The 26,190-nt window shown below is 39.5% G+C and carries 25 protein-coding genes and 1 other annotated feature; of the genes, 21 read left to right on the top strand and 4 right to left on the bottom strand.

Annotation, left to right across the window (positions count from 1 at the left end; all coding sequences use genetic code 11):
- Positions 1–15 precede the first annotated feature (15 nt).
- The 5 genes from nadC to AC3WJG_RS07260 all read left to right on the top strand — a co-directional run bounded on the left by nadC (position 16) and on the right by AC3WJG_RS07260 (position 5,170).
- A complete protein-coding gene (nadC, locus tag AC3WJG_RS07280) occupies positions 16–909 on the top strand; it encodes a carboxylating nicotinate-nucleotide diphosphorylase (RefSeq protein ID WP_098333386.1) in 894 nt (297 codons plus the stop codon).
- The gene (nadA, locus tag AC3WJG_RS07275) at positions 866–1,966 is read left to right on the top strand and encodes a quinolinate synthase NadA (protein ID WP_028410574.1); all 1,101 of its coding nucleotides are present in this window, start codon (positions 866–868) and stop codon (positions 1,964–1,966) included. Before nadC ends, nadA begins: the two co-directional genes overlap by 44 nt.
- Positions 1,967–2,180: 214 nt before the next feature.
- The gene (gene safA, locus AC3WJG_RS07270; protein ID WP_050688557.1) at positions 2,181–3,461 is read left to right on the top strand and encodes a SafA/ExsA family spore coat assembly protein; all 1,281 of its coding nucleotides are present in this window, start codon (positions 2,181–2,183) and stop codon (positions 3,459–3,461) included.
- Positions 3,451–4,416 (top strand): phosphotransferase, encoded by a 966-nt coding sequence (locus tag AC3WJG_RS07265; protein WP_225049510.1) that lies wholly within the window; start codon positions 3,451–3,453, stop codon positions 4,414–4,416. The genes safA and AC3WJG_RS07265 overlap by 11 nt, the downstream gene beginning before the upstream one ends.
- Before the next feature lie 94 nt (positions 4,417–4,510).
- Positions 4,511–5,170, top strand: coding sequence for a YhcN/YlaJ family sporulation lipoprotein (locus AC3WJG_RS07260; protein WP_028410577.1), 660 nt, complete (start codon positions 4,511–4,513; stop codon positions 5,168–5,170).
- Positions 5,171–5,273: 103 nt separating this feature from the next.
- Here AC3WJG_RS07260 and AC3WJG_RS07255 read toward each other — a convergent pair whose 3' ends face one another.
- Positions 5,274–6,353, bottom strand: coding sequence for a YsnF/AvaK domain-containing protein (locus tag AC3WJG_RS07255; protein WP_102812665.1), 1,080 nt, complete (start codon positions 6,351–6,353; stop codon positions 5,274–5,276).
- 291 nt (positions 6,354–6,644) lie between these two features.
- Between AC3WJG_RS07255 and AC3WJG_RS07250 the strand changes: the two genes are divergently transcribed.
- The 7 genes from AC3WJG_RS07250 (at position 6,645) to yajC (ending at position 11,856) form a co-directional block, all read left to right on the top strand.
- Positions 6,645–7,181 (top strand): BofC C-terminal domain-containing protein, encoded by a 537-nt coding sequence (locus AC3WJG_RS07250; RefSeq protein WP_028410578.1) that lies wholly within the window; start codon positions 6,645–6,647, stop codon positions 7,179–7,181.
- A 297-nt stretch (positions 7,182–7,478) separates the two neighbouring features.
- Complete coding sequence (ruvA, locus tag AC3WJG_RS07245) at positions 7,479–8,090, top strand: Holliday junction branch migration protein RuvA (RefSeq protein ID WP_013059321.1); 612 nt, start codon at positions 7,479–7,481, stop codon at positions 8,088–8,090.
- Positions 8,091–8,106: 16 nt separating this feature from the next.
- Positions 8,107–9,108, top strand: coding sequence for a Holliday junction branch migration DNA helicase RuvB (gene ruvB / locus AC3WJG_RS07240; protein WP_013059320.1), 1,002 nt, complete (start codon positions 8,107–8,109; stop codon positions 9,106–9,108).
- On the top strand, positions 9,105–9,305 hold the full coding sequence (locus AC3WJG_RS07235) for a DUF2905 domain-containing protein (RefSeq protein ID WP_013059319.1): 201 nt from the start codon (positions 9,105–9,107) through the stop codon (positions 9,303–9,305). Before ruvB ends, AC3WJG_RS07235 begins: the two co-directional genes overlap by 4 nt.
- A 23-nt stretch (positions 9,306–9,328) precedes the next feature.
- Positions 9,329–10,357 carry a tRNA preQ1(34) S-adenosylmethionine ribosyltransferase-isomerase QueA gene (gene queA, locus AC3WJG_RS07230; RefSeq protein WP_025750588.1) on the top strand — a complete coding sequence of 343 codons (1,029 nt, stop codon included), beginning with the start codon at positions 9,329–9,331 and terminating at the stop codon, positions 10,355–10,357.
- A gap of 23 nt (positions 10,358–10,380) precedes the next feature.
- Positions 10,381–11,520: a tRNA guanosine(34) transglycosylase Tgt gene (gene tgt, locus AC3WJG_RS07225; RefSeq protein WP_013059317.1), complete on the top strand. Its 1,140-nt coding sequence runs from the start codon at positions 10,381–10,383 to the stop codon at positions 11,518–11,520.
- Between the two features lie 72 nt (positions 11,521–11,592).
- Positions 11,593–11,856 carry a preprotein translocase subunit YajC gene (gene yajC, locus AC3WJG_RS07220; protein WP_013059316.1) on the top strand — a complete coding sequence of 88 codons (264 nt, stop codon included), beginning with the start codon at positions 11,593–11,595 and terminating at the stop codon, positions 11,854–11,856.
- A gap of 35 nt (positions 11,857–11,891) precedes the next feature.
- Here yajC and AC3WJG_RS07215 read toward each other — a convergent pair whose 3' ends face one another.
- The gene (locus AC3WJG_RS07215) at positions 11,892–12,275 is read right to left on the bottom strand and encodes a TIGR04086 family membrane protein (protein ID WP_013085105.1); all 384 of its coding nucleotides are present in this window, start codon (positions 12,273–12,275) and stop codon (positions 11,892–11,894) included.
- A gap of 146 nt (positions 12,276–12,421) precedes the next feature.
- On the opposite strand from AC3WJG_RS07215, the gene AC3WJG_RS07210 reads away from it, so the two are divergent.
- The gene (locus tag AC3WJG_RS07210) at positions 12,422–13,075 is read left to right on the top strand and encodes a DUF421 domain-containing protein (protein WP_407818572.1); all 654 of its coding nucleotides are present in this window, start codon (positions 12,422–12,424) and stop codon (positions 13,073–13,075) included.
- Between the two features lie 20 nt (positions 13,076–13,095).
- Here AC3WJG_RS07210 and spoVB read toward each other — a convergent pair whose 3' ends face one another.
- Positions 13,096–14,706 carry a stage V sporulation protein B gene (gene spoVB / locus AC3WJG_RS07205; protein WP_102812664.1) on the bottom strand — a complete coding sequence of 537 codons (1,611 nt, stop codon included), beginning with the start codon at positions 14,704–14,706 and terminating at the stop codon, positions 13,096–13,098.
- Positions 14,707–14,770: 64 nt separating this feature from the next.
- Between spoVB and AC3WJG_RS07200 the strand changes: the two genes are divergently transcribed.
- From AC3WJG_RS07200 to dtd, 6 genes are all read left to right on the top strand, one after another.
- A complete protein-coding gene (locus AC3WJG_RS07200; RefSeq protein WP_025750585.1) occupies positions 14,771–15,064 on the top strand; it encodes a post-transcriptional regulator in 294 nt (97 codons plus the stop codon).
- Between the two features lie 137 nt (positions 15,065–15,201).
- Entirely contained in the window at positions 15,202–17,439 is a 2,238-nt protein-coding gene (gene secDF / locus AC3WJG_RS07195) for a protein translocase subunit SecDF (protein ID WP_028410582.1), read from the top strand.
- Positions 17,440–17,579: 140 nt separating this feature from the next.
- Positions 17,580–19,919 carry a single-stranded-DNA-specific exonuclease RecJ gene (recJ, locus tag AC3WJG_RS07190; protein WP_102812663.1) on the top strand — a complete coding sequence of 780 codons (2,340 nt, stop codon included), beginning with the start codon at positions 17,580–17,582 and terminating at the stop codon, positions 19,917–19,919.
- Between the two features lie 18 nt (positions 19,920–19,937).
- Positions 19,938–20,450, top strand: coding sequence for an adenine phosphoribosyltransferase (locus tag AC3WJG_RS07185; protein WP_013059309.1), 513 nt, complete (start codon positions 19,938–19,940; stop codon positions 20,448–20,450).
- A gap of 185 nt (positions 20,451–20,635) precedes the next feature.
- Positions 20,636–22,834, top strand: coding sequence for a RelA/SpoT family protein (locus tag AC3WJG_RS07180; protein WP_013059308.1), 2,199 nt, complete (start codon positions 20,636–20,638; stop codon positions 22,832–22,834).
- A 15-nt stretch (positions 22,835–22,849) separates the two neighbouring features.
- Positions 22,850–23,311: a D-aminoacyl-tRNA deacylase gene (gene dtd / locus AC3WJG_RS07175; protein ID WP_028410584.1), complete on the top strand. Its 462-nt coding sequence runs from the start codon at positions 22,850–22,852 to the stop codon at positions 23,309–23,311.
- On the opposite strand, the gene AC3WJG_RS07170 is transcribed toward dtd, so the two are convergent.
- Entirely contained in the window at positions 23,302–24,186 is an 885-nt protein-coding gene (locus tag AC3WJG_RS07170) for an N-acetylmuramoyl-L-alanine amidase family protein (protein ID WP_225049509.1), read from the bottom strand. The two genes, dtd and AC3WJG_RS07170, sit on opposite strands and share 10 nt — an antisense overlap.
- 166 nt (positions 24,187–24,352) lie before the next feature.
- Here AC3WJG_RS07170 and AC3WJG_RS07165 point away from each other — a divergent pair, with 166 nt between their 5' ends.
- Positions 24,353–24,529, top strand: coding sequence for a hypothetical protein (locus AC3WJG_RS07165; protein ID WP_013059305.1), 177 nt, complete (start codon positions 24,353–24,355; stop codon positions 24,527–24,529).
- Between the two features lie 87 nt (positions 24,530–24,616).
- Positions 24,617–24,849: a binding site (T-box leader), on the top strand.
- A 68-nt stretch (positions 24,850–24,917) separates the two neighbouring features.
- Positions 24,918–26,186 carry a histidine--tRNA ligase gene (gene hisS, locus AC3WJG_RS07160; protein ID WP_028410586.1) on the top strand — a complete coding sequence of 423 codons (1,269 nt, stop codon included), beginning with the start codon at positions 24,918–24,920 and terminating at the stop codon, positions 26,184–26,186.
- The last annotated feature ends 4 nt before the right edge of the window (positions 26,187–26,190 follow it).

Here is a 26,190-nt window from a genome sequence, read left to right as displayed (position 1 = left end):
GGTGAAGGTAGCACAATGAACACGTTGAAATTACAAAAACTATTGCAGTCTTTTTTTATAGAAGACATTGGAGATGGAGATATAACCTGTGAAGCTATTTTTTCTCCGTCTGACCAAGGGGAAGCTGTGTTCACGGCAAAGCAATCAGGTATTATCGCAGGAGTGGAATTGATTAAAGAAGGATTTCATTTAATAGACCCTAACGTGAAAGTGAATTTGGAGAAAAAAGATGGAGATGTTCTTAATCCTGGAGATAAAATAGCTACCGTTTCAGGACCCGTGCAATCTATTTTGACCGGTGAACGGGTAATCTTAAACTTACTTCAAAGAATGAGTGGCATTGCCACGATGACGGACAAAGCCGTAGCGCTGCTTGGCAGCTCACATACGCGTATATGTGACACGCGAAAAACAACGCCTGGTATGAGAATGTTAGAGAAGTATGCCGTTCGTGCTGGAGGAGGTTATAATCATCGTTTTGGATTGTACGATGGCGTCATGTTAAAAGATAACCATATTGCACATGCAGGATCTATTCTAGACGCTGTTGTGAAAGTAAGAGAGCAGGTTGGACATATGGTTAAGGTGGAAGTAGAAATTGAAAACAAAAGTCAGTTGCTAGAAGCAATAGAGGCAGGAGCAGATGTCATTATGTTCGATAACTGTTCTCCAGAAGTCATTAAAGATTGGATACCACTGGTTCCCGCTCATATTGTCACAGAAGCATCCGGTGGAATTACGCTTGGCACGCTCCATTCTTTTAGAGACAGCGGAGTGGACTATATTTCACTTGGAGCTTTAACGCATTCAGCAGGGGCTATCGATATCAGCTTGGACTTATTAACAGAAAGGGGAACAGGAAATCATGAGTTTATTACAAACGCTTCAGCAGCAAACGCTGCCCGCTAAATATATAGAGCTCACAGAAAATGAAATGAAAAGAAGAGTACTAGAAATCAAGAAAAAGCTCGGAAGCAAATTGTTTCTGCTCGGCCATCATTATCAAAAAGATGAAGTGTACGAATTTGCAGATGCGGTAGGAGACTCCTTACAGCTGGCTCAAATAGCAGCTGAAAATAGAGAAGCTGAGCATATTGTGTTTTGCGGCGTTCACTTCATGGCAGAAACAGCTGATATTTTAACAGCTGAAAATCAAAAAGTCATTTTACCCGATATGCGAGCTGGCTGTTCAATGGCTGATATGGCTACTATTCAGCAAACAGAAAAGGCATGGCCTGTCTTACAGGATCTTTTCGGAGATACAATTATTCCGCTTACGTATGTGAATTCTACAGCTGCAATTAAATCTTTTGTAGGCGAACATGATGGGGCAACTGTAACATCTTCAAATGCAAAAAATATGGTGGAGTGGGCATTTTCTAAAAAAGAGCGCATTCTCTTTTTGCCAGATCAGCATTTGGGCAGAAACACAGCTTATGATTTAGGTGTTGAACTAGATGAAATGGCCATTTGGAATCCTATTGAAGAAATGCTTGAATATGAAGGGGATATAAACAATATCAAGGTGATTCTGTGGAAAGGTCACTGTTCTGTGCATGAAAATTTCACGGTTAAAAATATTGATTATTTACGCGAGAAGCAGCCTGAGATGAATATTATTGTTCATCCGGAATGTTCTTATGAAGTGGTGCAAAAATCAGATTATGCAGGTTCTACAAAATATATTATTGATACAATTGAAAAAGCCCCTTCAGGCTCTAAATGGGCCATTGGCACGGAAATGAACTTAGTAAAACGGATTATCAACAGTCATCCGGATAAAGAAATTGTTTCGCTTAATCCCTATATGTGTCCTTGTTTGACGATGAACCGAATTGATTTGCCTCACTTGCTGTGGGCTTTAGAAAGCATCGAAGAAGGAACAGAAGTGAATCAAATCAAGGTGGATAAACATACAGCACAAGGGGCGATCAAAGCGCTAACGAATATGTTAGAACGAGCATAAAGATTTTTAAGACAATTAAAAAGAGAAGGTCTAAAAGAAGACTTATTGACATATTGTTTGTGTTGATAAGTCTTTTTTTCTTTATCATAAAAACTTGAACCAAACTGTGGGCAAAATGAATAAAAAAATGGTTCAAGGCATATCTTGTGATGAACAAACAGAACTTACTTTGATTTTGCACATATAGATGGCAGAGACTCTACTCGGGAGGGGAATGACGTTGAAAATCCATATCGTTCAAAAAGGGGATACCCTTTGGAAAATCGCTGAAAAGTATGGGGTTAATTTTGAAGAGTTAAAAAAAGCGAATTCTCAATTAAGCAATCCAGACATGATCATGCCTGGAATGAAAATTAAAGTGCCGACAAGCGGAGTGCCTGTTCAAAAAGAAGGAGCTCCTTCACCTGGTATAAAAGAAATGCCTAAAGTTCAACACCCTTATAGTGACCAATCCACAAAAGCTTATCCAGTAACGGAAATTGATGAAAGTCCGGATGAGAAAAAGTCAGCTAATCAGCCTGCTCAAACACCGTTTATGCAACCAATAAAAGAAGCACCAATCGCACAGCCAAAGAAAGAAGCACCGATTGCTCAACCGAAAAAGGAAGCGCCGATTGCGCAGCCAAAGAAAGAAGCGCCGGTCGCGCAGCCTAAAAAAGAAGCACCAATTGCGCAGCCTAAAAAAGAAATGCCAGTTGCGCCAAAGCTTCCTAAATTAAAGCCAATTGCACCTGAGATTGATATTAACAATTATTACACCGTTAATATGGCGATGCAGGCTCCAAAAAAAGAAGCACCAAAAGAACTACCTAAGCATGAATCGCCAGAAAGTCCTGAGATGGAGAGTATAGAAATGCCTCCTCAAATGCCATGTTACCCAATCATGCCGATATCGCCTGTAATGCCAGGCTGCGGGTTTAATTACATGCCGTGTCCTCCGCCAATGTATGCACCGCAGCCATATCCAATGCCAATGTATCAACAGGCTCCAATGTATCATCACGGTTATGAAAACGAGTCGTTTGAAGAACATGCGATGGGCGCTCACATGGCACCGATGCCAATGTATCCAATGATGCCACACAGCTGCTATGGACCGGTACAATGTTCTCCTTGTCCGCCTCCATGGGGATATCAGCAGCCCGTTTATCCGGCCTATCATCAAGCACCGATGTATCCACAAGTGCAAGGAGCTATGACGGGTGGCCATTATGAAAGTTCTTCCGATGGTTATGGAAACGCGCCTTACCATTATGGGCAGCACTATGCGCCACAGCAGCAAGGAGACTGCGGATGCGGTGAACCAAGACCTGAAGACTATGCACCACAGCAGCCTTATCCACAGTACCAACAGCAGGTACCTTATGGCTTTCAGGACCCAAGGGCACCCTATCCAGCCCCATATGGCATGATTGGTGTACCTCCGTATCCTGCGTTTGATCCAAATGCATTTAGTATTCCAGAATACGATGAGTACGACGAAGATGAAGATTGATTATTATACACGAGACGATTTTAATTTAAATCGTCTCTTTCTCTATTTGAAAAAAAGAGATATTCACGTTGAGACCTATCGTATGAAAAAGCCTCATGTTATCATAGCGGATACGAATAAAGGAAAAAAAGTAATAAAAGCATACAGAGACAAAGGTAAAATTGAACATGTTTATCATTTTTTATCTCAGATTCAACAAGGGTATGCTGTTAATTTCGAAGCTTACCCAGAAGGTGAACTTTATATAAAGGACCGTCATTTGTACTGGGCGATGATGCCTTTTGTTAAGCAAGTAAAAGAGGTAACGTATGAAAGTTTTCAAGATCGGGAAGAAGTATTACAAACATTGATTCGCTATCATGGAGAAGTTCATAAAAAGAAACTAGCCGCGTATACAAAGCTTTCTGAGTATGACCTTATTTTAAAATGGAAAAAGCGGCTTTCTTCTTTTCGAGAAACATCACATGTATTTAGGGAATTTAATCAATTTCATGTATATAAAGACATTGCGACTTGGGGAGAAAAAGCTTTAGTCTTAATGGAGCGCTTCAAAGATAGTGGGTTAAACTGTTCCATTATTCACGGTGACGTTGCTTCACATAATTTCTTGAAAACAAACCACTTGGGTATTGTTATGATTGATTTTGACTTATCGGCTAAAGCTCCTGCTCTTTATGACTATGTCCAGCTTGCCCAGCGCTTTTTGCCTTACGTCCAGTGGTCGATGAAAGAACTACTTCAACACTCGAAAATAAAAGAATTAAGCAAGCAGCGTTTTTTTCTTGCTTCTTTGCTATTTCCATCGATGCTGATGAGAAACTGGAATATAAATGCCTCTGCTTTATCATGGGCAAACCGTCAAAGATTAATGCAGCAATCGGTTGAAGAATGGTCCCAGCGTACCCGTTTTTATCGAGTGATTTACCAGCACTTACAAAACCTACATGACATGTAAAGAGTTTATAAACACTTCATCGAATAAGAAACGGCTCGTCTTTTAATCCTAATAGTAAGCTCAGAGTAAGTAGAGCTTAAATTAGGGGGCGATTATGTTGAATAGGTATGTAGCAACTTCTTTAGCTTTTGCATGTATGATGGGACTTGGCGCTTGCAATAACAAAGACCAAGGTATGGAACAGCGCTATACAGATACGACACAGCCTGTTGGCTATCATACAAATGAAAAAGCGAATGAACATCGCGTAGATAATCCGAAAGGTCCAATGACTGAAGTTTTAGATGGGAATGGAACACCTAATTATCCGTTAAACGTAAGTGATGGACGTTTTGACAATCCGACAAACCCTTATGGAAACATCAATAATACAAATGATCGTACAAATGGCGTTGCTAATATGTATTATGGTGAAGATTATCCAAAAGACTTTACGGAAAAAGTGGCTGATCGAGCTGCAAGCGTTAAAGGTGTAGAAAATAGCCGCGCCGTTGTCCGTGGAGATCAGCTATTAGTTGCTGTAGATCCGGCCAAAGACATAAATAACGGCCGTTTAAAACAAAACGTGCTCGATAAAGTAAAGCCTATTGCAAAGGATTACAATGTTCAAGTAAAAGTAGATCATGATGTATTTATGAACGCTCGTTCTCTTGATGACGATATTCGAAATGGAAAAGACCGAAATACGATTCAAACTAATTTCAATGGCCTATTTGAATCAGTTGATGAGAATGTCAATCATAAACATCGTTAAATGAAGAAGCAGCTGTCTGTGAAGGACGGCTGTTTTTTTGATGAGAAGACATATAAAAAAGCTGCCATTGAAGCCAGGCAGCTATTCCTCGAACATGTAACTATTAATTTTTCTTGTTAGAAGCAGATTTGTTTGTTGTTTTGGATTCCGCTTCTTCCTTTTGAGCGTTAGTTTCATTTTGTTTGAGGCGACCTTCTCTTTTTTTCGTATCTGCTGGTGCCGTAGCGACACTCTTTGTATTTTTTACATTTTTTGCAGAAGAGCTTGTCTCATTAGCTTGTGTGTTTGGCTTCTCGTTGTTAGTTGTCTGACTATTTTCGTATTCAGCTTCCACGTCGCTTGCTAGAGCTGCAGAAACTTGAGCGTAAGTATGGTCTGTATAGTTCATCATATTTTCGTATACTTCAGGGCTCGCGAGTCGATCAGGTTCTACGCTTGCTTCTTCTTTCTTAATTGTTTCAGTCCATTCTTTTGTTTCTTGAATAAGTTTTTTTCCTATAATTACTTCTTCAACAATAACTGGTCTTTTGGTTATTTCTACTCGTTCTTCCATGATTGGAACACGAATAATTTCATCTTCTGTAAGTGGCCCAGCGTTATAGTCTCCGTCAACTACAGGGCGACGTTCAATATAAAACTCTTCTCTCGTAACAGGAACGTGTACAGTTCTTTCTTCCTCTATTACTTTTTTGTGGAGTTTTACTTCACCGACTTGGACGCGTTCTTTTAAGACATCTAATTTTTCTTCACGTAATTGGACGGCTCTATGCTCATTGTGTTCCGTATAGGTTCCGTACGCTGGAGTTTGTTCAGAGCTTACGGCATCTATCAAGATTAGAATTTTACCAGCAGCTACATCTGTCTCGCACTGCACGGCTGAGAAGTCTGGTATGCCCATGCGGATTAATTTTGATTTCAAGCCGTTTCCTTGTTTGAGCCCCATGCCGCCTGTCATCATGGTAAAAAAGTTATCCATCATGACGCCAGCTAATGAACTTACGGCAGGTGAACCAGCTTCAATAATTACATTTGTATCGTGACCTATTTGAAATGTATTGCTTTTACTGTTAGAAATAACCATAATATCTGTTTCTCGATAACCTTGACGCTTTAAATTATGGATAACATCTAAAGCTTCTTTCTCTGAAAAAAAAGTTCCGACTACACGTTTATTCATTCTCATTACTTCAGCTCCCTTTTTTATGAAAATAGATAATAGAAGTCCTTACAATTACTTCCACTATGTACATACCCTGCGAAAATTTAATTAAAACGTTTAAGAGAAAATTTTACAAATAGTGTGCAAATGTAACAAATACTCCATGTTTTCTTAACATAATATCGTAAAAGGGATTTGCTTCATAAAATAAGAGGATAAAAGAAAATAAGTAGGTCAAACTATTAGTGTAGATTTTCACAAAACCTTTTTAGATAATACTAAAAAGAGTATGATTAACGTGTGAGGTGAAGGTGAGTGAAGAAAGTCATTCATCAAGCAGCTTTTTTAATGCTAGTAAGTGTTGTGCTTTGTATAATGCCATACCGTGCAGATGCGAATGAAAAGGAGCCGATGACATTATTTCTTGAGCGCGTGTATGTGGATGGAGTCGTAAGTCAAGAGGTGATCAAAAGCCCTTCTATGACGAAAAAACAATTAATGAAAAAATATAAAAATTGGCGACTGCTTAAAGAAACGGATCAAGAGCTAGTTTTTAGAACAAGCATAGACGATATTTCACCTATTTTAAAAGAGAACGGTTATGTAGGGCTTTCTGTTAATGGTATTCTCTCAGCATTTGAAGGCAAACCAGCTTCGTCGCAGCACATTATACAATCGTTTTTTCAAATTGACATCAAAAGGCTTGAGAGCTATCAGCATGAACAATTAAAGAAAGGTATTCGCGTTCAATCAAAAGATGAATATCTTTCCCTCATTAATTTCTATAAAATCTATCAGCTCCAGCAGCGGCCGCTTTCAATCAAGCAGCCGTTTTTTAGTATGGTAAAATAATTATTGAATTCAACATTCTAAATTGCTTCTATTTGCTTTTGGCGATATGTTAAAATGGTATTCAGCAGTCTAGTATTGTATATATTTTAAAAGGTCATTCATCAATAAAAGTGTGCGGTTCTATTTTTTACAGCTATTGTAAAAATAGGTTGTCAAAGATGAAAAGAGGCAAACGTTCTCTTGAACGTCTTTTTAAAAAGCAGCTTTAAAGGAAAATAGAGAACGATGCGGGCAGGATTCTTCGTAGGCAAAGTTGAAGGTCACTGCCCGCGCGTACGTGATTAAGGAGAGAGCTTATTGTTTGATTATATCAAAGGCACTGTTACATATATAAATCCTGAGTATGTAGTAATCGAAAACAACGGGATAGGCTATCAAGTCTTTACGCCGAACCCATATGTATTTTCAATTGATGAACAACCAAAGACGGTTTACACCTATCAATATGTAAGAGAAGACGTAATTGCACTTTACGGGTTTGCTTCCCGAGAACAAAAGGATTTATTTATGAAGTTAATTAGCGTGTCAGGAATCGGCCCAAAAGGCGGTTTAGCTATTTTAGCGTCAGGTAATCCAGCGCAGGTTGTCCAAGCTGTGGAAGAGGAAGACGAGAAGTTTTTAGTTAAGTTTCCAGGAGTAGGTAAAAAAACAGCTCGACAGATGATTCTAGATTTAAAAGGAAAGCTGCATGATATTGTACCAGATGCCGTTCCTTCTTTATTTGCAGATTTGGACGCACAAGAAGTCAAATCTCAAAGTTCAGAAGCACTCGATGAAGCGATTGAAGCACTTAAAGTATTAGGTTATGCAGAAAGAGAAATCAAAAAAATTGTTCCGGCTTTAATGAAGGAAACGATGACAACGGATCAGTATATTAAAGAAGCGTTAAAGCGATTATTGAAACAATAAGTAAGGGAGGAGTAAAATGGACGATCGTATTGTAACGGGAGATGTTCTTGGTGAAGAAGAAATCATCGAGCAAAGTTTGCGGCCGCAAACCTTACAGCAGTATATTGGTCAGCATAAAGTAAAATCCCATCTGGACATTTTTATTAAAGCTGCCAAAATGCGAAGCGAAACGTTAGATCACGTGCTTTTATATGGTCCTCCAGGGTTGGGGAAAACAACTCTTGCTACTATTATCGCTAATGAAATGGGCGTGCAAATCCGAACGACCTCAGGACCCGCTATTGAGCGTCCAGGCGATTTAGCCGCAGTTTTAACCAGCTTAGAGCCTGGAGATGTGCTTTTTATTGATGAAATTCATCGATTAAATCGTTCGGTTGAAGAAGTACTATACCCAGCAATGGAAGATTTCTGTTTAGATATTGTTATTGGAAAAGGACCGAGTGCACGTTCCGTCCGTCTGGATTTGCCTCCGTTTACGCTAGTAGGTGCCACGACAAGAGCAGGGCTTTTATCTTCTCCTTTGCGTGATCGCTTCGGCGTTTTAAGCCGTTTAGAATATTACCAAGAAGAAGATCTTGCTTCGATAGTAGAAAGAACAGCCGCTATTTTAGATGTAGAGATTGATGAGAAAGCTACGTTTGAGATGGCTAGACGTGCTAGGGGAACTCCGCGTATTGCGAATCGCTTGCTTCGAAGAGTCAGAGATTTTGCTCAGGTCAAAGGAGACGGAGCCATAACCGAAAGGCTTGCCAACGAAGCATTAGAAATGTTGCAGGTGGACCGTTTAGGTCTTGATCATATTGACCATAAATTATTAAGAGGGATTATCGAAAAATTTAGGGGCGGCCCTGTAGGGTTAGACACAATATCGGCTACTATTGGTGAAGAGTCTCACACAATTGAAGACGTATACGAGCCGTATCTATTGCAAATCGGCTTTTTGCAGCGAACGCCTCGAGGACGAATTGTGACGCCTTTGGTCTATGATCATTTTCAGCTGGAGGTGCCTGATCAGTGAATGATATGCCTAAGATGCTTATCACATTAGGGGGCATTTTAGTCGTCATTGGGCTGTTATGGCAGTTCGTTGGCAAGCTTCCTGGCGATATTTTTATCAAAAAAGGAAATACAACCTTTTATTTCCCGATTGTGACATGTATTCTAGTAAGCGTTGTGTTATCACTTATTTTTTATGTAATTGGCAAATTTAAATAATTAAGTAGAAACAGGTGAACATTTTGAAAGTAGATTTATTTGATTTTCATTTACCAGAAGAATTGATTGCCCAAACGCCGCTTGAGCAGCGAGATGCGTCAAGACTCATGGTATTAAACAAAGAAACAGGAAATGTGAAGCATCATATGTTTCATGACCTTCTTGATTATGTGCAAGAAGGAGATTGTTTAGTGTTAAACGACACGCGTGTTCTTCCTGCACGATTATTTGGGACAAAAGAAGATACAGGTGCTAATATTGAAGTATTGCTTTTAAAACAAACACAAGGCGATACGTGGGAGACGCTTGTAAAACCGGCTAAACGAGTAAAAGAAGGCACGGTTATTTCGTTTGGTGACGGACGTCTGACAGCTGTATGTAAAGAAACGAGCGACCAAGGCGGACGTTTGTTAGAATTCAACTATGAAGGCATCTTTTATGAGGTTCTGGAACAACTGGGAGAAATGCCGCTGCCGCCTTATATTAAAGAACGCTTGGATGATCAAGAGCGCTACCAAACGGTTTTTGCTCGCGAACAAGGTTCTGCAGCAGCGCCAACAGCAGGTCTTCATTTTACAGAAGAGATGCTTGAACAGTTAAAAGAAAAAGGTGTGCATATTGCATTTTTAACGCTTCATGTCGGATTGGGTACATTCCGTCCAGTCAGCGTTGACGACTTAGAAGAACACGATATGCACTCAGAGTTTTATCAAGTGAGTGAAGGAACTGCTGCTTTACTAAACAGCGTACGCGAAAAAGGCGGTCGCATTATTTCAGTAGGCACAACTTCTACCCGTACCCTTGAAACGATTGCAACTGAGCATAACGGCAAATTTGTTGCTTCTTCAGGCTGGACCAATATTTTTATCTTCCCAGGGTATGAATTTAAAGCAATTGATGGAATGATTACAAATTTCCACCTTCCAAAATCTACGCTCATTATGCTTGTAAGTGCCTTAGCAGGAAGAGAAAACGTTATTTCTGCCTATGAACAAGCTGTAGCAGAGAAGTATCGCTTTTTCAGCTTCGGCGACGCGATGCTAATTTTGTAATTTAACATGAAAGGAATACATCAATGACAGCAATTCGTTACGAACATATAAAAACTTGTAAACAAACAGGAGCGCGTTTAGGGATTGTCCATACGCCTCACGGCTCATTTGAAACGCCTATTTTCATGCCAGTAGGCACATTAGCTACAGTAAAAACAATGTCTCCGGAAGATTTAAAAGCAATGGGGGCAGGCATTATTTTAAGTAATACGTATCATTTATGGCTTCGTCCAGGTCATGAAATTGTTAAAAAAGCGGGTGGCCTTCATAAATTTATGAACTGGGATCGTCCCATCTTAACGGATTCAGGCGGCTTCCAAGTTTTCAGCTTAAGTGATTTGCGCCGTATTGAAGAAGAAGGCGTTCATTTCCGCAACCATTTGAATGGAGACAAGCTTTTCTTATCTCCAGAAAAAGCGATGGACATTCAAAATGCGCTTGGGTCTGATATTATGATGGCATTTGATGAATGCCCACCTTATCCAGCAGAATATGACTACTTAAAACGTTCAGTTGAACGCACAAGCCGCTGGGCAGAGCGATGCCTTGAGGCTCACAGCCGCCCTCAAGACCAAGGTCTTTTTGGGATTGTTCAAGGCGGAGAGTTTGAAGATTTACGCCGTCAAAGTGCAGCAGATTTAGTTTCAATGGACTTCCCAGGTTATGCTGTGGGAGGGCTGTCAGTTGGAGAACCAAAAGATGTAATGAATCGTGTGCTTGAGTTTACGACGCCATATTTACCAACCGACAAACCACGTTATTTAATGGGAGTGGGATCACCTGACTCGTTAATTGATGGAGCGATTCGCGGGATTGATATGTTTGATTGCGTATTACCAACGCGTATTGCACGTAACGGAACGCTTATGACAAGCGAAGGTCGTCTTGTTGTTAAAAATGCAAAATATGCAGAAGACTTCGGTCCGATTGATCCAAACTGTGACTGCTACACGTGTCAAAATTATTCAAGAGCGTACATTCGCCACTTAATTCGTTGTAATGAAACGTTTGGAATTCGTTTAACATCTTACCATAACTTATATTTTCTGCTAAACTTAATGGAGCAAGTCCGTGAAGCCATTCGCGAAGACCGACTTGGCGATTTCCGCGATGAGTTCTTTGAAAAATATGGGTTTAACGGCCCGGACGCAAAGAATTTCTAGGTCACTACAGGAATTTTCATCAAATTTATGAATGAGTACCTGTTGATAATATAAATAAAAGGAGGAGTTTTCATGGGAGTTTTACAAAATATTTGGCCATTACTTTTAATGTTTGTCATTTTCTATTTCTTGTTAATCCGTCCACAGCAAAAACGTCAAAAAAACGTACAGCAAATGCAATCAGCACTTAAAAAAGGTGATAAGGTTGTTACAATTGGCGGTATGCATGGTTTGGTAGACGCAATTGATGAGTCACAAGTTGTGGTTCGCAGCACTGACGGTTCAAAATTAACGTTTGACCGCAATGCTATTCGTGAAGTAAGAAGCGTAGATTAATAAAAAAACGTCACGTACATGTACGTGACGTTTTTTTATGCTTCTCGTGAACCGGCAATGTTTACGCCAACAATTCCCCCTAGAATAGCGACTCCAATAAATCCAGCGTGAAATAAGAGCTGCTGTGCAGAAAACAGGTGACTATAGCCGAGGAATTGTAGTAAAAACATTAAAAAAGAATAAGAAACACCAGTGGCTCCTCCAACGAGAAGTCCCTTTGAACCGTTTCGGCCTCCCGCGATAAATCCTCCGATAAACAGTGTAATAAATGAGAGAATAAGTAAAAATAAACGTACGGATTGTTCTTCAAGCGATGTGAATTTTAAAATAAGCGAAAAGATAATGCTAATCGCTAAAGCCATCACTAAGATTGTTGCTACTCCTGCAAATACAGCGTTGCTCATTCGTTTTGCACCCAACTTGTTTCCCCCTCATGAAATAAAAAGATAGGTGAACCCTTAGTACGAGCATATTCGAGAGACCTTCAAAATAGACGCATAAAAGTAAGGCTATTTTAAAATAAATGGTACAAACTACAAGGGAATACATAAAGGAGGTCTTTGCAGTGGAGTTGTTCATCATGGTTGCGCGAACCGTTCTTTTATATGTAGTCGTTTTGATTATTTTTCGCGTTATGGGAAAAAGGGAGATAGGTGAGCTAAGCATATTGGATTTAGTGGTCTTTATTATGATTGCTGAAATGGCAGTAATGGCGATTGAAAACCCAAAAGATCCTTTACTGTATTCAATTCTTCCAATGCTAACGCTTCTTATTATTCAAATTGGCTTAGCTATATGGTCTCTTAAAAGCAATCGAATGCGAAATTTTATTGATGGCAAACCTAGCATTATTATTGAGAATGGAAAAATAAATGAACATGAAATGAAAAGGCAGCGATATAACTTCAATGACTTGCTCGTGCAGCTGCGTGATAAAAATATAAAAAATGTAGCTGATGTTGAATTTGCTATTTTAGAATCTTCAGGAAGGCTATCCGTGTTTGAGAAAGATCAGCAATCAGGTGAAAAAGGCAATTTGAATTTGCCTTTTATCATTGACGGCGTTATTCAAGAAGAGCATCTGCTGCATGAACATAAAACAACGGAATGGTTAAGGGCAGAGCTGGAAAAGCGAGGGTATTCAAACTTAGATAAGATTTCATATTGCAGCTACGACAACGGGAAATTTTTTATAGATTTGGTAGATGTGAAACAATAAAACGCGGATTGCTCCGCGTTTTATTTTCGTTTAAAATAGCGTAAAACAGAAAAACGGTTTAATTCTTCCTTTGTTATCAGTCTAAAAAGCAGCAAAAACAGTACATATACAAAGCTTGTCAGTGCAATTGATAAAACGGTTCGTAAGCTCAACGGGATGGAAGTGAAAAGGTTCATATAAGCGAAGTGTCCAATAAAGCCTGATATGCCCATTACAGCAAAGCTGCGAAGGTACTCAAACACATGAAGCTTATACGTGATTTTTTTCATAACCGTAGAAAGATGTAAAAGAGTGACAAGCATCATCCCAACAACAATTGCAAGACCAGCTCCCATAATGCCTAGATTGGGCTGAGTTCCGAGTAAGAAGATAAGAGATGTTTTGACCGCTGCTCCTATAAAACTGTTAATCATGGCGGCTTTTGCAAGGTCTAGCGCCTGCAGAACAGCTTGAAGCGGCCCTTGAAAGTAATAAAAGATAAAAAAAGGCGCCATGACTTTGACAAAAATAGCAGCTTTGTCAGAACCATACATCAATTCCATTACCGGATTAGCAAATACATAAAGAACAACAACGGCCAGTCCGCCTGTTACAAACGACAAGCGGAGAGCTTGATGAAGCCGATATTCGATTTGTTTCATTTGATTCTGTGCAAGAGATTCACTGATTGCGGGAACCAAAGAAGTGGATAGAGACACCGTTACAAAAGAAGGCAACATCAGGAGCGGGAGTGCAAAGCCTGTTAATTCTCCGTACTGCTTCGTTGCTACCGCTGTCGCTACTCCTGCGATTGCTAAACTTTGAGCTACTACAATCGGCTCTAAAAACCAAGAAATTGACCCAATCATGCGGCTTCCTGTCGTGGGAAGAGCGATTCGCATTAAGTCAAAGAACGTATCTTTGCCCGCATGTAAAGAAGCAAAAAATTTTCGTCTTACCGTTATTTTCTTCTTTCGCTTGAACATAAACACCATATAAAACAGTGAAGCTAGTTCTCCAAATACGGAAGAGAGCATAGCACCAGCCGCAGCGTACTCAATTCCATAGGGCAAAAATGCTTTTGTACATACGGCAATTAACGTAATCCGCACCACTTGTTCGATAATTTGAGAATAAGCGGCAGGCTTCATTTGCTGCTTTCCTTGAAAATATCCACGGATGACAGACGAGACGGCGATGATTGGAATAACTGGAATAATCGCAAGCAGCGGATAGATCGTACGTGAATCTGTAAAGAAGGTTTTTGCTACAACGGGAGCGAATAATATTAGTCCGAGCGTAAATAAAACGCTCAGCGTACACGTAATACTTAAAGAGACGACAAGTATTTTTTTTATTTTATGCCTGTCACCTAAAGCTTCTGCTTCTGCCACTAACTTGGATATGGCAACCGGTAGCCCAAGCTGTGTTAAGGTGATTACTAATACCAGCGTGGGGACCGCCATCATATAAAGTCCCACACCTTCGTCTCCAATCATTCGAGCCACCACAATTCGATTGACAAACCCGAGTACACGTGTAATTAAGCCAGCAATTATTAAAATAATAGTTCCCTGTAAAAATTTAGACATATACTCACTGCTTTCTTGAGGTTTATACAGTGAATATATGCGCCCCCGGTGTCCAAGCATGACAAGTATTCCTCATACGAGAAAGAAATTTTACGCGAAATGTCAAACGGAAAGGAGGATCGATATGACACATCCATTTATTTCAGCTTCGAAAGAACTTATACAGCCTGTCTTATCCAGCAAAATGGAAGAGTTTCATATGCTTGGATATGAAGAAGTAACGGAGAACGATTTATTGAGTTATTTAGAAATGAAAAAATGGAAAAAAGAAAAGGAGCTATCTCTCCATCAAGTGGTAAATGATATTTTATCTGTTAAGATCACGCAGGTGATGAGCTATGTAACAATTGAATCTTATAAATCTGATATGTTCTCAAGTGTTAATAATGGAGAAGACTGGAAAGAATTATTAAAGTAGAGCTTGTAAAATACATGTAATAAAATTTGATAAGGTCTTTATTTGACAGACATTAGGTTATGAATGATAATTAGATTGGTCATTTATCTATTGTTATCATTTCATGTTTTTTACATAAGAAGGAGGATTTTCTGTCGATGGTTAAAAGAGGACGTATCGTTGCCTTTTTCCTCTTAGTACTGCTTGTGTTTAGTACAATCGGAACAACGATGACTGGAATTACAAAAGATATTAAACTTGGCCTCGACCTTCAAGGTGGATTTGAAATTTTATATAAAGTCAGTCCAGCTAAAAAAGGCGATGTCATTGACAAAAAGGCACTTAACAGCACGGTTGAAGCGCTGCGTCAACGTGTCGATGTACTGGGAGTTAGTGAGCCCAGCATTCAAATTGAAGGAAACGACCGTATCCGCGTTCAGCTAGCTGGTGTCACGAATCAAAAGCAAGCCAGGGATCTGTTATCAACTCAAGCAAACTTAACGTTCCGTGACGTGAACGATAAGGTGCTGATGGATGGTACAGACTTAGCGCAAGGCGGAGCAAAGCAATCGTTTGACCAAAGCAATCAGCCTAGCGTCTCACTAAAGTTAAAAAATGCGAAAAAATTTGAAAAGATCACGCGAGAGCTTTCTCAAAAACCAGCACCTAACAATTTAATTGTCATTTGGCTGGATTATGAAGAAGGAAAAGACTCATACCAAAAAGAAGCGACAAAACAAAATCCGAAGTATCTATCTGCAGCCTCTGTTAGCAGCGTGTTAACACAGCCAGATGTTGAGATTTCAGGTGGAAACTTCACAGTGAAAAGTGCAACACAGCTGGCGGAATTGCTAAATGCCGGGTCGCTGCCGGTTAAATTGGATGAGCTATACTCTACATCCGTTGGAGCACAGTTCGGAGAAGAAGCTCTTCATACGACTATATTAGCGGGTATTATCGGCATCGGAATTATCTTCCTTTACATGCTGTTTTTCTACCGTTTACCGGGGCTTATTGCCATTATTACACTCAGTTTCTATATCTACTTGAACTTAGTTGTATTTGACTGGATGCACGTAGTTATGACGCTTCCAGGTATTGCGGCTCTTATTCTCGGCGTAGGTATGGCAGTAGATGCAAATATTATTACCTACGAGCGGATTAAAGATGAGCTGAAAACAGGAAGGTCCGTTATATCGGCATACCGGGCAGGAAATCGTCGCTCTCTTGCCACCATTTTTGATGCCAATATTACAACGATGCTAGCGGCTCTTGTACTGTTCTTTTACGGTACAAGCTCAGTAAAAGGATTTGCTACGACGTTAATGATCGGGATTGTGCTAAGCTTTGTAACTGCTGTTTATGGTACTCGTTTACTAATGAGTCTTTTAGTAAACAGCCGCTGGTTTGATAAAAAACCAGGCTACTTTGGCGTGAAGAAAGAGCAAATTCACGATTTAAGCAAAGATGACGGCACAACCGTTTTACCTACGCGTTGGGATAAAATTGACTTTGTTAAATACCGTAAAGCGTTCTTCACGTTTTCAAGTGTGCTCGTGATTATCGGTATTATCTCGGTTGCCGTGTTCAGGCTGAACCTCGGTATTGACTTTACAAGTGGAACTCGCATAGAGATTCCGGCAAATCATACCGTTACGCAGGCTGAGATACAGCGTGAAATGAAGTCTCTTGATATCGAAACGGATGACGTAGTTATTACAGGAAAAAGTAATGATACGGGTGTCGTACGTGTAGTTGGGGTCTTGAATAAAAAAGAAATTGCCAATTTAAAAGATCACTTTAAAGACAAATATGGTTCTGAACCAAATGTAAGCACCGTTTCGCCGACAGTTGGAAAAGAACTGGCGAAAAATGCGATGCTTGCGATTTTAATTGCTTCAATTGGAATTATCATTTATGTAACGATTCGATTTGAATTTTACATGGCGCTTGCAGCCGTGCTTGCTCTGTTGCATGATGCGTTCTTTATCGTTACGGTCTTTAGCTTAACGAGATTAGAAGTTGATTTAACGTTTATCGCTGCTGTCTTGACGATTGTTGGTTACTCAATTAACGATACGATCGTTACGTTTGACCGCATTCGTGAAAATATGCAGAAATTTAAATCCAAAACGTTTGACGACTTGGCGTTTATCGTAAATCTAAGTTTGCGTGAAACGTTTACTCGTTCGATGAACACCGTGTTAACAGTTGTGATTGCAGTTGTAGCACTTCTTCTATTCGGAAGTGAATCGATTCAAAACTTCTCAATTGCTCTGTTAGTAGGTTTAATCCTTGGTGCATATTCATCTGTGTTTATTGCTGCTCAGCTATGGCTTGTGTGGAAAGGAAAACAGTTGAAGCGTGAGGAACAAAAAGAAGTAGAAAGCAAGTAATTCAAAAACGTGCGAAGTATTCGCACGTTTTTTTGTGCGTGAAAATTCAAGACGTACTGTCAGAAAAATGTGCTTATTTTCTTTCGTTGCTCCATTTCATCCACTCTAGTATAATAATGTGGGTTAAGGGGTGAAGAGACATGTTACAGTCAAAAAAACGTTGGAATGTTCAAGAATGTGATGAACAACTTGTTAATGAATTTGTAGAAAACCTCAATATTACACCTCTAGTAGCTTCGTTATTACTTAATAGAGGCATGACAACAGTAGAAGCGGCGCGTGAGTTTTTACACGTTGATGCACAAACGTTCCACGATCCGTTTTTGTTGCACGATATGGACAAAGCAGTAGCTCGTATTCAGCAAGCAATTGATCATAATGAAAAAATTATGATCTATGGAGATTACGATGCTGACGGCGTCAGCAGCACTTCTGTTATGTTATCTGCTTTACAGCAGCTTGGCGCTGATGTTGATTTTTATATTCCTAATCGCTTTACAGAAGGTTATGGGCCGAATAAGGCGGCATTTGATAAAATAAGCGCAGGCGGCTATCAGCTGGTGATTACGGTAGACACAGGTATTTCGGCAGTCGAAGAAACTGCGTATGCACGTGAATTAAACTTTGATTTAATTATTACGGATCACCACGAGCCGGGGCCGGTTTTACCGGATGCTTATGCAATTATTCATCCAAAGCTGCCGGGAAGTACATATCCATTTAAAGAACTGGCAGGTGTAGGAGTGGCTTTTAAACTCGCTCATGCGCTGTTAGGGGAGCTTCCGGAACATCTGTTAGAACTAGCAGTAATTGGGACGATTGCTGACTTAGTTCCTTTAGTCGACGAAAACCGCTTAATTGCTCGCAAAGGTCTTGATTATCTCAAGCTCACGAAGCGCACGGGAATTGAAGCGCTGCTGAGCGTATGCGGAGTAAAACGTGAAGAAATTAATGAGGATACAATTGGATTTGCGATGGCTCCTCGCATTAATGCAGTAGGACGTCTTCAAGATGCTGATCCAGCTGTTCATTTACTTATGACGACAAATGCTGAAGAGGCAAAAGGTTTAGCTAAAGAAATTGATGCGTTAAACAAGGAAAGGCAGCAAATCGTAAACGATATTACAGAAGAAGCTGTTGAATTTGTTGAGAGTATGTATCCTCCGGATGAAAACAGTGTTCTTATTGTAGAGGGAGAAGGATGGAATGCAGGCGTTGTTGGAATTGTCGCTTCTAGGCTCGTAGAAAAATTCTATAGACCAACAATTGTACTAAGTATTGACTCTGAAAACCGTATTGCCAAAGGTTCAGCAAGAAGTATCGAAGGTTTTGACTTATTCGCGAACTTATCTAAGTGCCGTGACATTTTGCCGCATTTTGGAGGGCATCCAATGGCAGCCGGCATGACATTAAACAGCGATGATGTAGAAGAGCTGCGCAGACGTCTTAATGAACAAGCAAGCAACGTGTTGACCGAACAGGATTTTATTCCAATTACATCAGTTGATACAGTATGCACAACAGAGGAAATTACGCTGGAAAACATTGAACAAATGAGTGCGCTTGCTCCATTTGGTATGCATAACCCGAAGCCAAAAGTTCTCATTAAAGATGTTCATACAACATCTATGCGGAAAATTGGTGCTAATAAAAATCATTTAAAACTCGTATTTGAAGACAGCGGTGTATCGGTTGATGCAGTAGGATTTGGGTTAGGCTATATATTAGATGAAGTATCTCCTATAGCTAAAGTATCATTAGTAGGTGAACTATCTATTAATGAGTGGAATAATATGCGCAAGCCGCAGCTGATGGTGGAAGATATTTCTGTAGATGAATGGCAGATGTTTGATTATCGCAGTGCAGTTGATGTCAAACGTTTCTTTCAGCAGGTATTTACGGATCAAATGAAAGTTGTTGCTTTTCACGCTTCAACAATTGATAAATACAAGTCGCTGCTGCCGATGGAGCATGTTGTTCTTATTCAAGATGAAGAACAGGCAAAAGCATGTATGTTTGCAGGGGAACAGATCGTTTTATTAGATTTGCCTCCTTCACAGAAATGGCTTGAATGTTTGTTTGTCCAAGGTATCCCTGCTAGAATATACGCTATTTTCTTAACGGAAGAAGACCATTATTTTGATACAATTCCAACTCGCGATCATTTTAAATGGTTTTATGGCTTTTTAGCGAAAAAGGGTCCATTTGATTTAAAACGCTACAAAGAAGATTTAGCGATTCATAAGGGCTGGTCAAAAGAAACGATTGATTTTATGGCAAAGGTGTTTTTTGAGTTAGAATTTGTTACAATAAACAATGGCTTAATTTCGTTAGTGAAAAATTCTGCGAAACGTGATTTAATAGAATCTGCGACTTATCGCCAAAAGCAGCAGCAGATTGAAATAGAAAAAAACTTTATTTATACGTCATATGTACAGCTTAAAAATCAATTTCAAGATATTTTTAAGCGTTCGATTTAATGAGGAGGCAACATTAGAATGAATTTTAAAGATTATATTACAATTGTACCTGACTGGCCAAAACCAGGTATTACATTTAAAGATATCTCAACATTAATGGACAATGGTGATGCATACCGTGCCGCAACGGATGAGATTGTAAAATATGCCAATGATAAACAAGTTGATATTATCGTAGGGCCAGAAGCTCGCGGATTTATCGTTGGTTGTCCAGTAGCATATGCGTTAGGTATCGGTTTTGCACCTGTTCGTAAAGAAGGAAAATTACCGCGTGAAGTAATCAAAGTAGATTACGGTTTAGAATACGGTAAAGACGTATTAACGATTCACAAAGATGCAATTAAGCCAGGTCAGCGCGTGTTGATTACAGATGATTTATTAGCAACAGGCGGTACAATTGAAGCGACAATTAAGCTTGTCGAAGAATTAGGCGGAATTGTTGTTGGAGCTGCGTTCTTAATTGAACTTTCTTACCTTGACGGCCGTGACAAACTAGACGGTTATGATGTATTCACATTAATGACGTATTAAGAAGAACGATCACATAAAAAAGAGTACCTGATACAGGTGCTCTTTTTTCGTTAAAAAACGTTAATACGTAAAATGGAAATGATGTAAATTTGATAAATTAAACGCAAAGGCTTTACATCCTTGGATTTTTTCAAGATAATAGTTACAATATGAATTAAAAATGCTAGTTGATAAAAGGTGATTTCATGGCAAATGAGCAAGTCCTAACAGCGGAACAGGTCATTGACAATACGAAGCGATATTTAAATGAAGAAGACGTGGCTTTTGTACAAAAAGCATATGATTTTGCAAAAGAAGCTCACAAAGAACAATATCGCAAGTCGGGTGAACCATATATTATCCACCCGATTCAAGTCGCAGGAATTTTAGTTGATCTAGATATGGATCCAGCAACAATTGCAGCTGGATTTCTACATGATGTGGTTGAAGATACAGAGATAACACTAAAAGATTTAGAAAAAGCTTTCAATGAAGAAGTAGCAATGTTAGTAGACGGCGTAACGAAACTGGGAAAAATTAAATATAAGTCTAAAGAAGAGCAGCAGGCTGAAAATCACCGCAAGATGTTTGTAGCAATGGCTCAAGATATTCGAGTCATACTGATCAAACTTGCGGATCGTCTTCATAACATGCGTACGCTAAAGCATTTACCGCAGGAAAAACAGCGACGCATTTCAAATGAAACGCTTGAAATTTTTGCTCCTCTTGCTCATCGTCTTGGTATTTCAAAAATTAAGTGGGAGCTTGAAGATACAGCTTTACGTTACTTAAATCCTCAGCAATATTATCGCATTGTAAATTTGATGAAGAAAAAGCGTGCGGAACGCGAGCAGTATTTGGCTGAAGTTATCGATGAAGTTCGAGAGCAAGTAGATGAAGTGTCGATTAAAGTTGAAATTTCAGGACGTCCAAAACATATTTATTCCATCTATCGTAAAATGGCACTGCAAAACAAGCAGTTTAATGAAATTTACGATTTACTAGCTGTGCGCATTATTGTAAATAGCATTAAAGACTGCTATGCGGTGTTAGGAATTATTCACACGTGCTGGAAGCCAATGCCAGGACGGTTCAAAGATTATATTGCAATGCCAAAACAAAATATGTACCAGTCTCTTCATACGACGGTTATCGGACCAAAAGGTGATCCGTTAGAAGTTCAAATTCGAACGTTTGACATGCACCAAATTGCTGAGTATGGAATTGCTGCTCACTGGGCTTACAAAGAGGGAAAAACAGCTGAGCATGCTTCATTTGAAGAAAAGTTGACGTGGTTTAGAGAAATTTTAGAATTTCAAAATGACGCAAACGATGCAGAAGAGTTTATGGAATCTCTAAAAGTTGATTTGTTTTCTGACATGGTTTACATTTTTACGCCAAAAGGCGACGTCATTGAGCTTCCTTCGGGTTCTGTTCCAATTGATTTTTCCTATCGTATTCATTCTGAAATCGGAAATAAAACCATTGGAGCAAAAGTCAACGGCAAGATGGTTACGCTTGATTACCGTTTGAAAACGGGGGACATTATCGAAATTTTGACGTCTAAGCATTCGTATGGTCCAAGCAAGGACTGGTTAAAGCTTGCTCAAACGTCTCAAGCCAAAAATAAAATTCGCCAATTCTTTAAAAAGCAAAGCCGCGATGAAAATATTGAAAAAGGCAAAGAGCTGGTTGAAAAAGAAATTCGTCAAATGGAGTTTGACTTAAAAGAAGTATTAACAGCTGATAATATCAAACGAGTAGCGGAGAAGTTTAATTTCTCAAACGAAGATGATATGTATGCAGCTATTGGGTATAACGGATTAACTGCGGCTCAAGTAGCTAATCGTTTAACCGAGAAGTGGAGAAAGCAGCGCGATCAAGAACAAGAGATCCAAATTGACGATATTGCACGCGACACTGCGGCCAAGCGTGTTCGCCAACATAAGCGAAAAGATTCCGGGGTTATCGTACCGGGTGTAGAGAACATGCTGATTCGCTTGTCTAAATGCTGTAATCCAGTTCCTGGAGATGAGATTGTTGGTTTTATTACAAAGGGACGGGGAGTATCTGTTCATAGAGCAGATTGTTTAAACGTTCACACAGATGATGCTGAAAGCCGTCTTATTCCTGTAGAGTGGGAAACACATATTAAAGAAGGCAAAGAGTTTAATGTGGAAATTGAAATTTCAGGATACGACCGCAGAGGCTTACTAAATGAAGTTCTGCAGGTTGTAAACGAGACTAAAACGAATATTTCAGCCGTTTCAGGAAAATCGGACCGAAACAAAATGGCTACGATTCATATGTCAATTTCTATTCATAACATCAGTCACCTTCATAAAGTGGTTGAGCGCATTAAGCAGCTTCGAGACATTTATTCAGTTCGCCGAATTATGCATTAAGAAAGGTCGTTATACATGAGAGTAGTCGTACAAAGAGCAAAGAATGCAAAAGTAACTGTTGCAGGTGAGACGGTCGGTGAGATTAAGCAAGGATATATGCTTTTAGTGGGCATTACCCATGACGATACTGAAGCTGATGCAGAGTATGTAGCAGATAAAATTGTGAATTTGCGAGTGTTTGATGATGAGTCTGGCAAAATGAATTTGTCGCTTCTAGATGTAGAAGGAGAAATTTTATCGGTATCTCAATTTACGCTTTACGGAGATTGCCGAAAAGGCAGAAGACCAAACTTTATGGGAGCTGCTAGGCCAGATCATGCTGTAACGCTTTACAACTATTTTAATAAAATATTATCAGAAAAAAATGTTCGAGTAGAGACCGGCGCATTTGGTGAAATGATGGACGTATCATTTACAAATGACGGACCGGTCACACTTATTGTAGAAAGCAAAGAAAAAACGCAGACTCACAGATGAGCCTGCGTTTTTTCTTTGCTTTGAAAGTAATGATTTAACCCTTCAACGATAGCGGACGTCATCATTTGCTGATAACTGATGGAATTAATATATGTTTCTTCCCGTTCGTTGCTTAAAAAGCCCAGTTCAATTAATGTACTTGGACGTGTATTTTCGCGAAGAACATAATAGTTTCCAAAACGTTCTCCTTTGTCTTTCAATTTTGCATGATTAATAAGGGACTGATGAATAGAATGTGTGAGTGGACTGTCCTGATGCTGATGGTAATAATACGTCATAAGGCCAGTTAGCTGTGAGCTGTTCGTACTGTTGTAGTGAATGCTTATAAAAGCATCTGCTTTAGTCGATTGCAGCGTGCGCTGTGAAAGTAGAAGGTACTTATCATGGGTGCGGGTTAAAATGACGTGTGCGCCTTCTTTTTGAAGTTTGTTTTGTAAAATAAGTGCTGTTCGGAGAGTGAGGTCTTTTTCATATGTGCCCTGTGTGCCGATGGCTCCTTTGTCTTTTCCTCCATGGCCTGCATCAATAATAATTGTTTTGCCCTTTAGGTGCCGCAAGCTTTTACTCAGCGTATAAACAGGCTGGCGCTGCGCTACCTGCATGCTAGGCTGAACGCTGCTGAGCGCTACGGTTTTCGTAAATTTTTTAAACACCCATCCTTGAATATCTGAGCTTTCTACATAATACCAATCTCCTTGACGGTCTGAAACGGATAGTCTTGTATTCTTCGTCAATTTATTTGTAATTGAAAATGAACGTCCTGGACCGCTGCGTACATGAAGAGAGTCAGCTGTTACAATAATGGGTTGATGCACCGGTACATTTGGGCGCTCAAATGAGGACGAGCACAGTAACAAAAGGATACTTGCAGTCAAAACAGATACAGACTTCATGTTAAGATGGCGAATAGATAGACCTCCTTTTTATAACAAAATAGAGTATTCGATGAAAATAAAAAAAATCCTTTCTCTTATGTAAAAACATCTTTTTTGGGCAATGCTAATAAAAGGATAAGTAAGTGTAGGCAGGGAGGAAGAAACAATGAAGTTTAGTGAAAAAGGTGAACAATCATTTCAGCAGGTAAATCCGGTATTTGGCATTCATTTTCATGATTTTATTGACAGAGAAAGTGAAGCTTCATCCCTTGAATTGGCTTCTGAATTTGGTTTAACGCTTCGAGATATTCAGAAACTAAGAAAACAATTAGACCGCTCTTAACATGAAAGGTGCTTGACAACTGCTCATTTCATTCGTAATATAGAAAGCAATTGCTAAATTAAAATGAATGTATAACATTTTTATATTGATAAGCCAAAGATCGAGAAAAGTAGTAAAGATGACACATGGCTAGAGAGGAAATGTCTTAGGCTGAAAGCATTTCTACATGATGACTTTATGAAAGAACACTCAGGAGGCTTCACTCTGAAAAGGGAAACTTAGTAGGAGATGAACGTGTTCGTGCGTTAACGAAATGAGTGGAAACATGTCATATGTTTCAATTAGGGTGGTACCACGTGAGATCAACTCTCGTCCCTACTATGGAAAAATAGTAGAGGCGAGAGTTTTTTTGTATTGTAAATTTTAAATATAGGAGGCATATCACGTTATGTCAGTTCAAATACCTAGAGGCACACAAGATATTTTACCGGGCAAAGTAGAATATTGGCAGTTTGTTGAACAGCGAGCAAGAGAAATCTGCCGTGCGTTCAACTACCAAGAAATTCGTACACCAATGTTTGAACACACTGAATTATTTTTGCGCGGAGTGGGAGAAACAACAGATATCGTGCAAAAAGAAATGTACACATTTAAAGATCGAGGTGACCGCAGCTTAACGCTTCGCCCAGAAGGAACAGCTGCAGTTGGACGATCATTTGTGTCAAATAAGATGTTTGGAAATCCAACGCAGCCAACCAAGCTGTTTTATATTGGCCCTATGTTTCGCTATGAACGACCTCAAGCGGGACGTTTCCGTCAATTCGTTCAGTTTGGTGTAGAAGCATTAGGGGTAAATGATCCAGCTATTGATGCTGAAGTTCTTGCCCTGTTAATGAGCTTTTACCAATCGCTTGGATTGAAAAAATTAAAGTTGGTTGTTAACAGTTTAGGAGATACAGAAAGTCGTCAAGCTCACCGTCAAGCGCTTATTGACCACTTTGCACCTCGAATTGGAGAGTTTTGCAGCGACTGCCAAAGCAGATTGGAGAAAAATCCTCTTCGTATTTTAGACTGTAAAAAAGATCGGGACCATGAACTGATGGCTACAGCGCCGTCTATTCTTGATTATTTAAATGACTATTCAAAAGAATATTTTGAAAAAGTACAGCAGTACTTAACCGATTTAGACATTGACTATGTTGTAGATCCGACGCTAGTACGCGGGTTAGATTATTATAATCACACAGCATTTGAACTAATGAGTGAAGCAGAAGGATTTGGCGCCATTACAACTCTTTGTGGCGGAGGCCGTTATAATGGGCTGATTCAAGAAATCGGCGGACCTGAAACACCGGGTATCGGATTCGCTTTAAGTATCGAACGCTTATTATCTGCATTGGAAGCAGAAGGAATTGAGCTTCCGGTAGAAACAGGCGTAGATTGCTATGTAGTAACTATGGGCGATGAAGCAAAAGAAAAATCCGTTTCAATTGTGAATACGCTTCGACGTGCAGGCTTTGTAGCCGATAAAGATTATCAAGATAAAAAAATGAAAGCTCAGTTTAAAGCAGCTGATCGTGTACAAGCAAAATTTGTTGTTGTTCTAGGTGAAGATGAGCTAGCAAAACAAGTTGTAAACGTAAAGAATATGGAATCTGGCGAACAGCAAGAAGTATCAATTGATCAATTGGTCAGCTATTTGCAAGAACAAGTATAAGGGG

Source organism: Priestia sp. FW507-14D1A, assembly GCF_058781295.1.
Note: the sequence above shows the minus strand (reverse complement) of the source record. Positions and strands in the feature narration are given on the sequence as shown.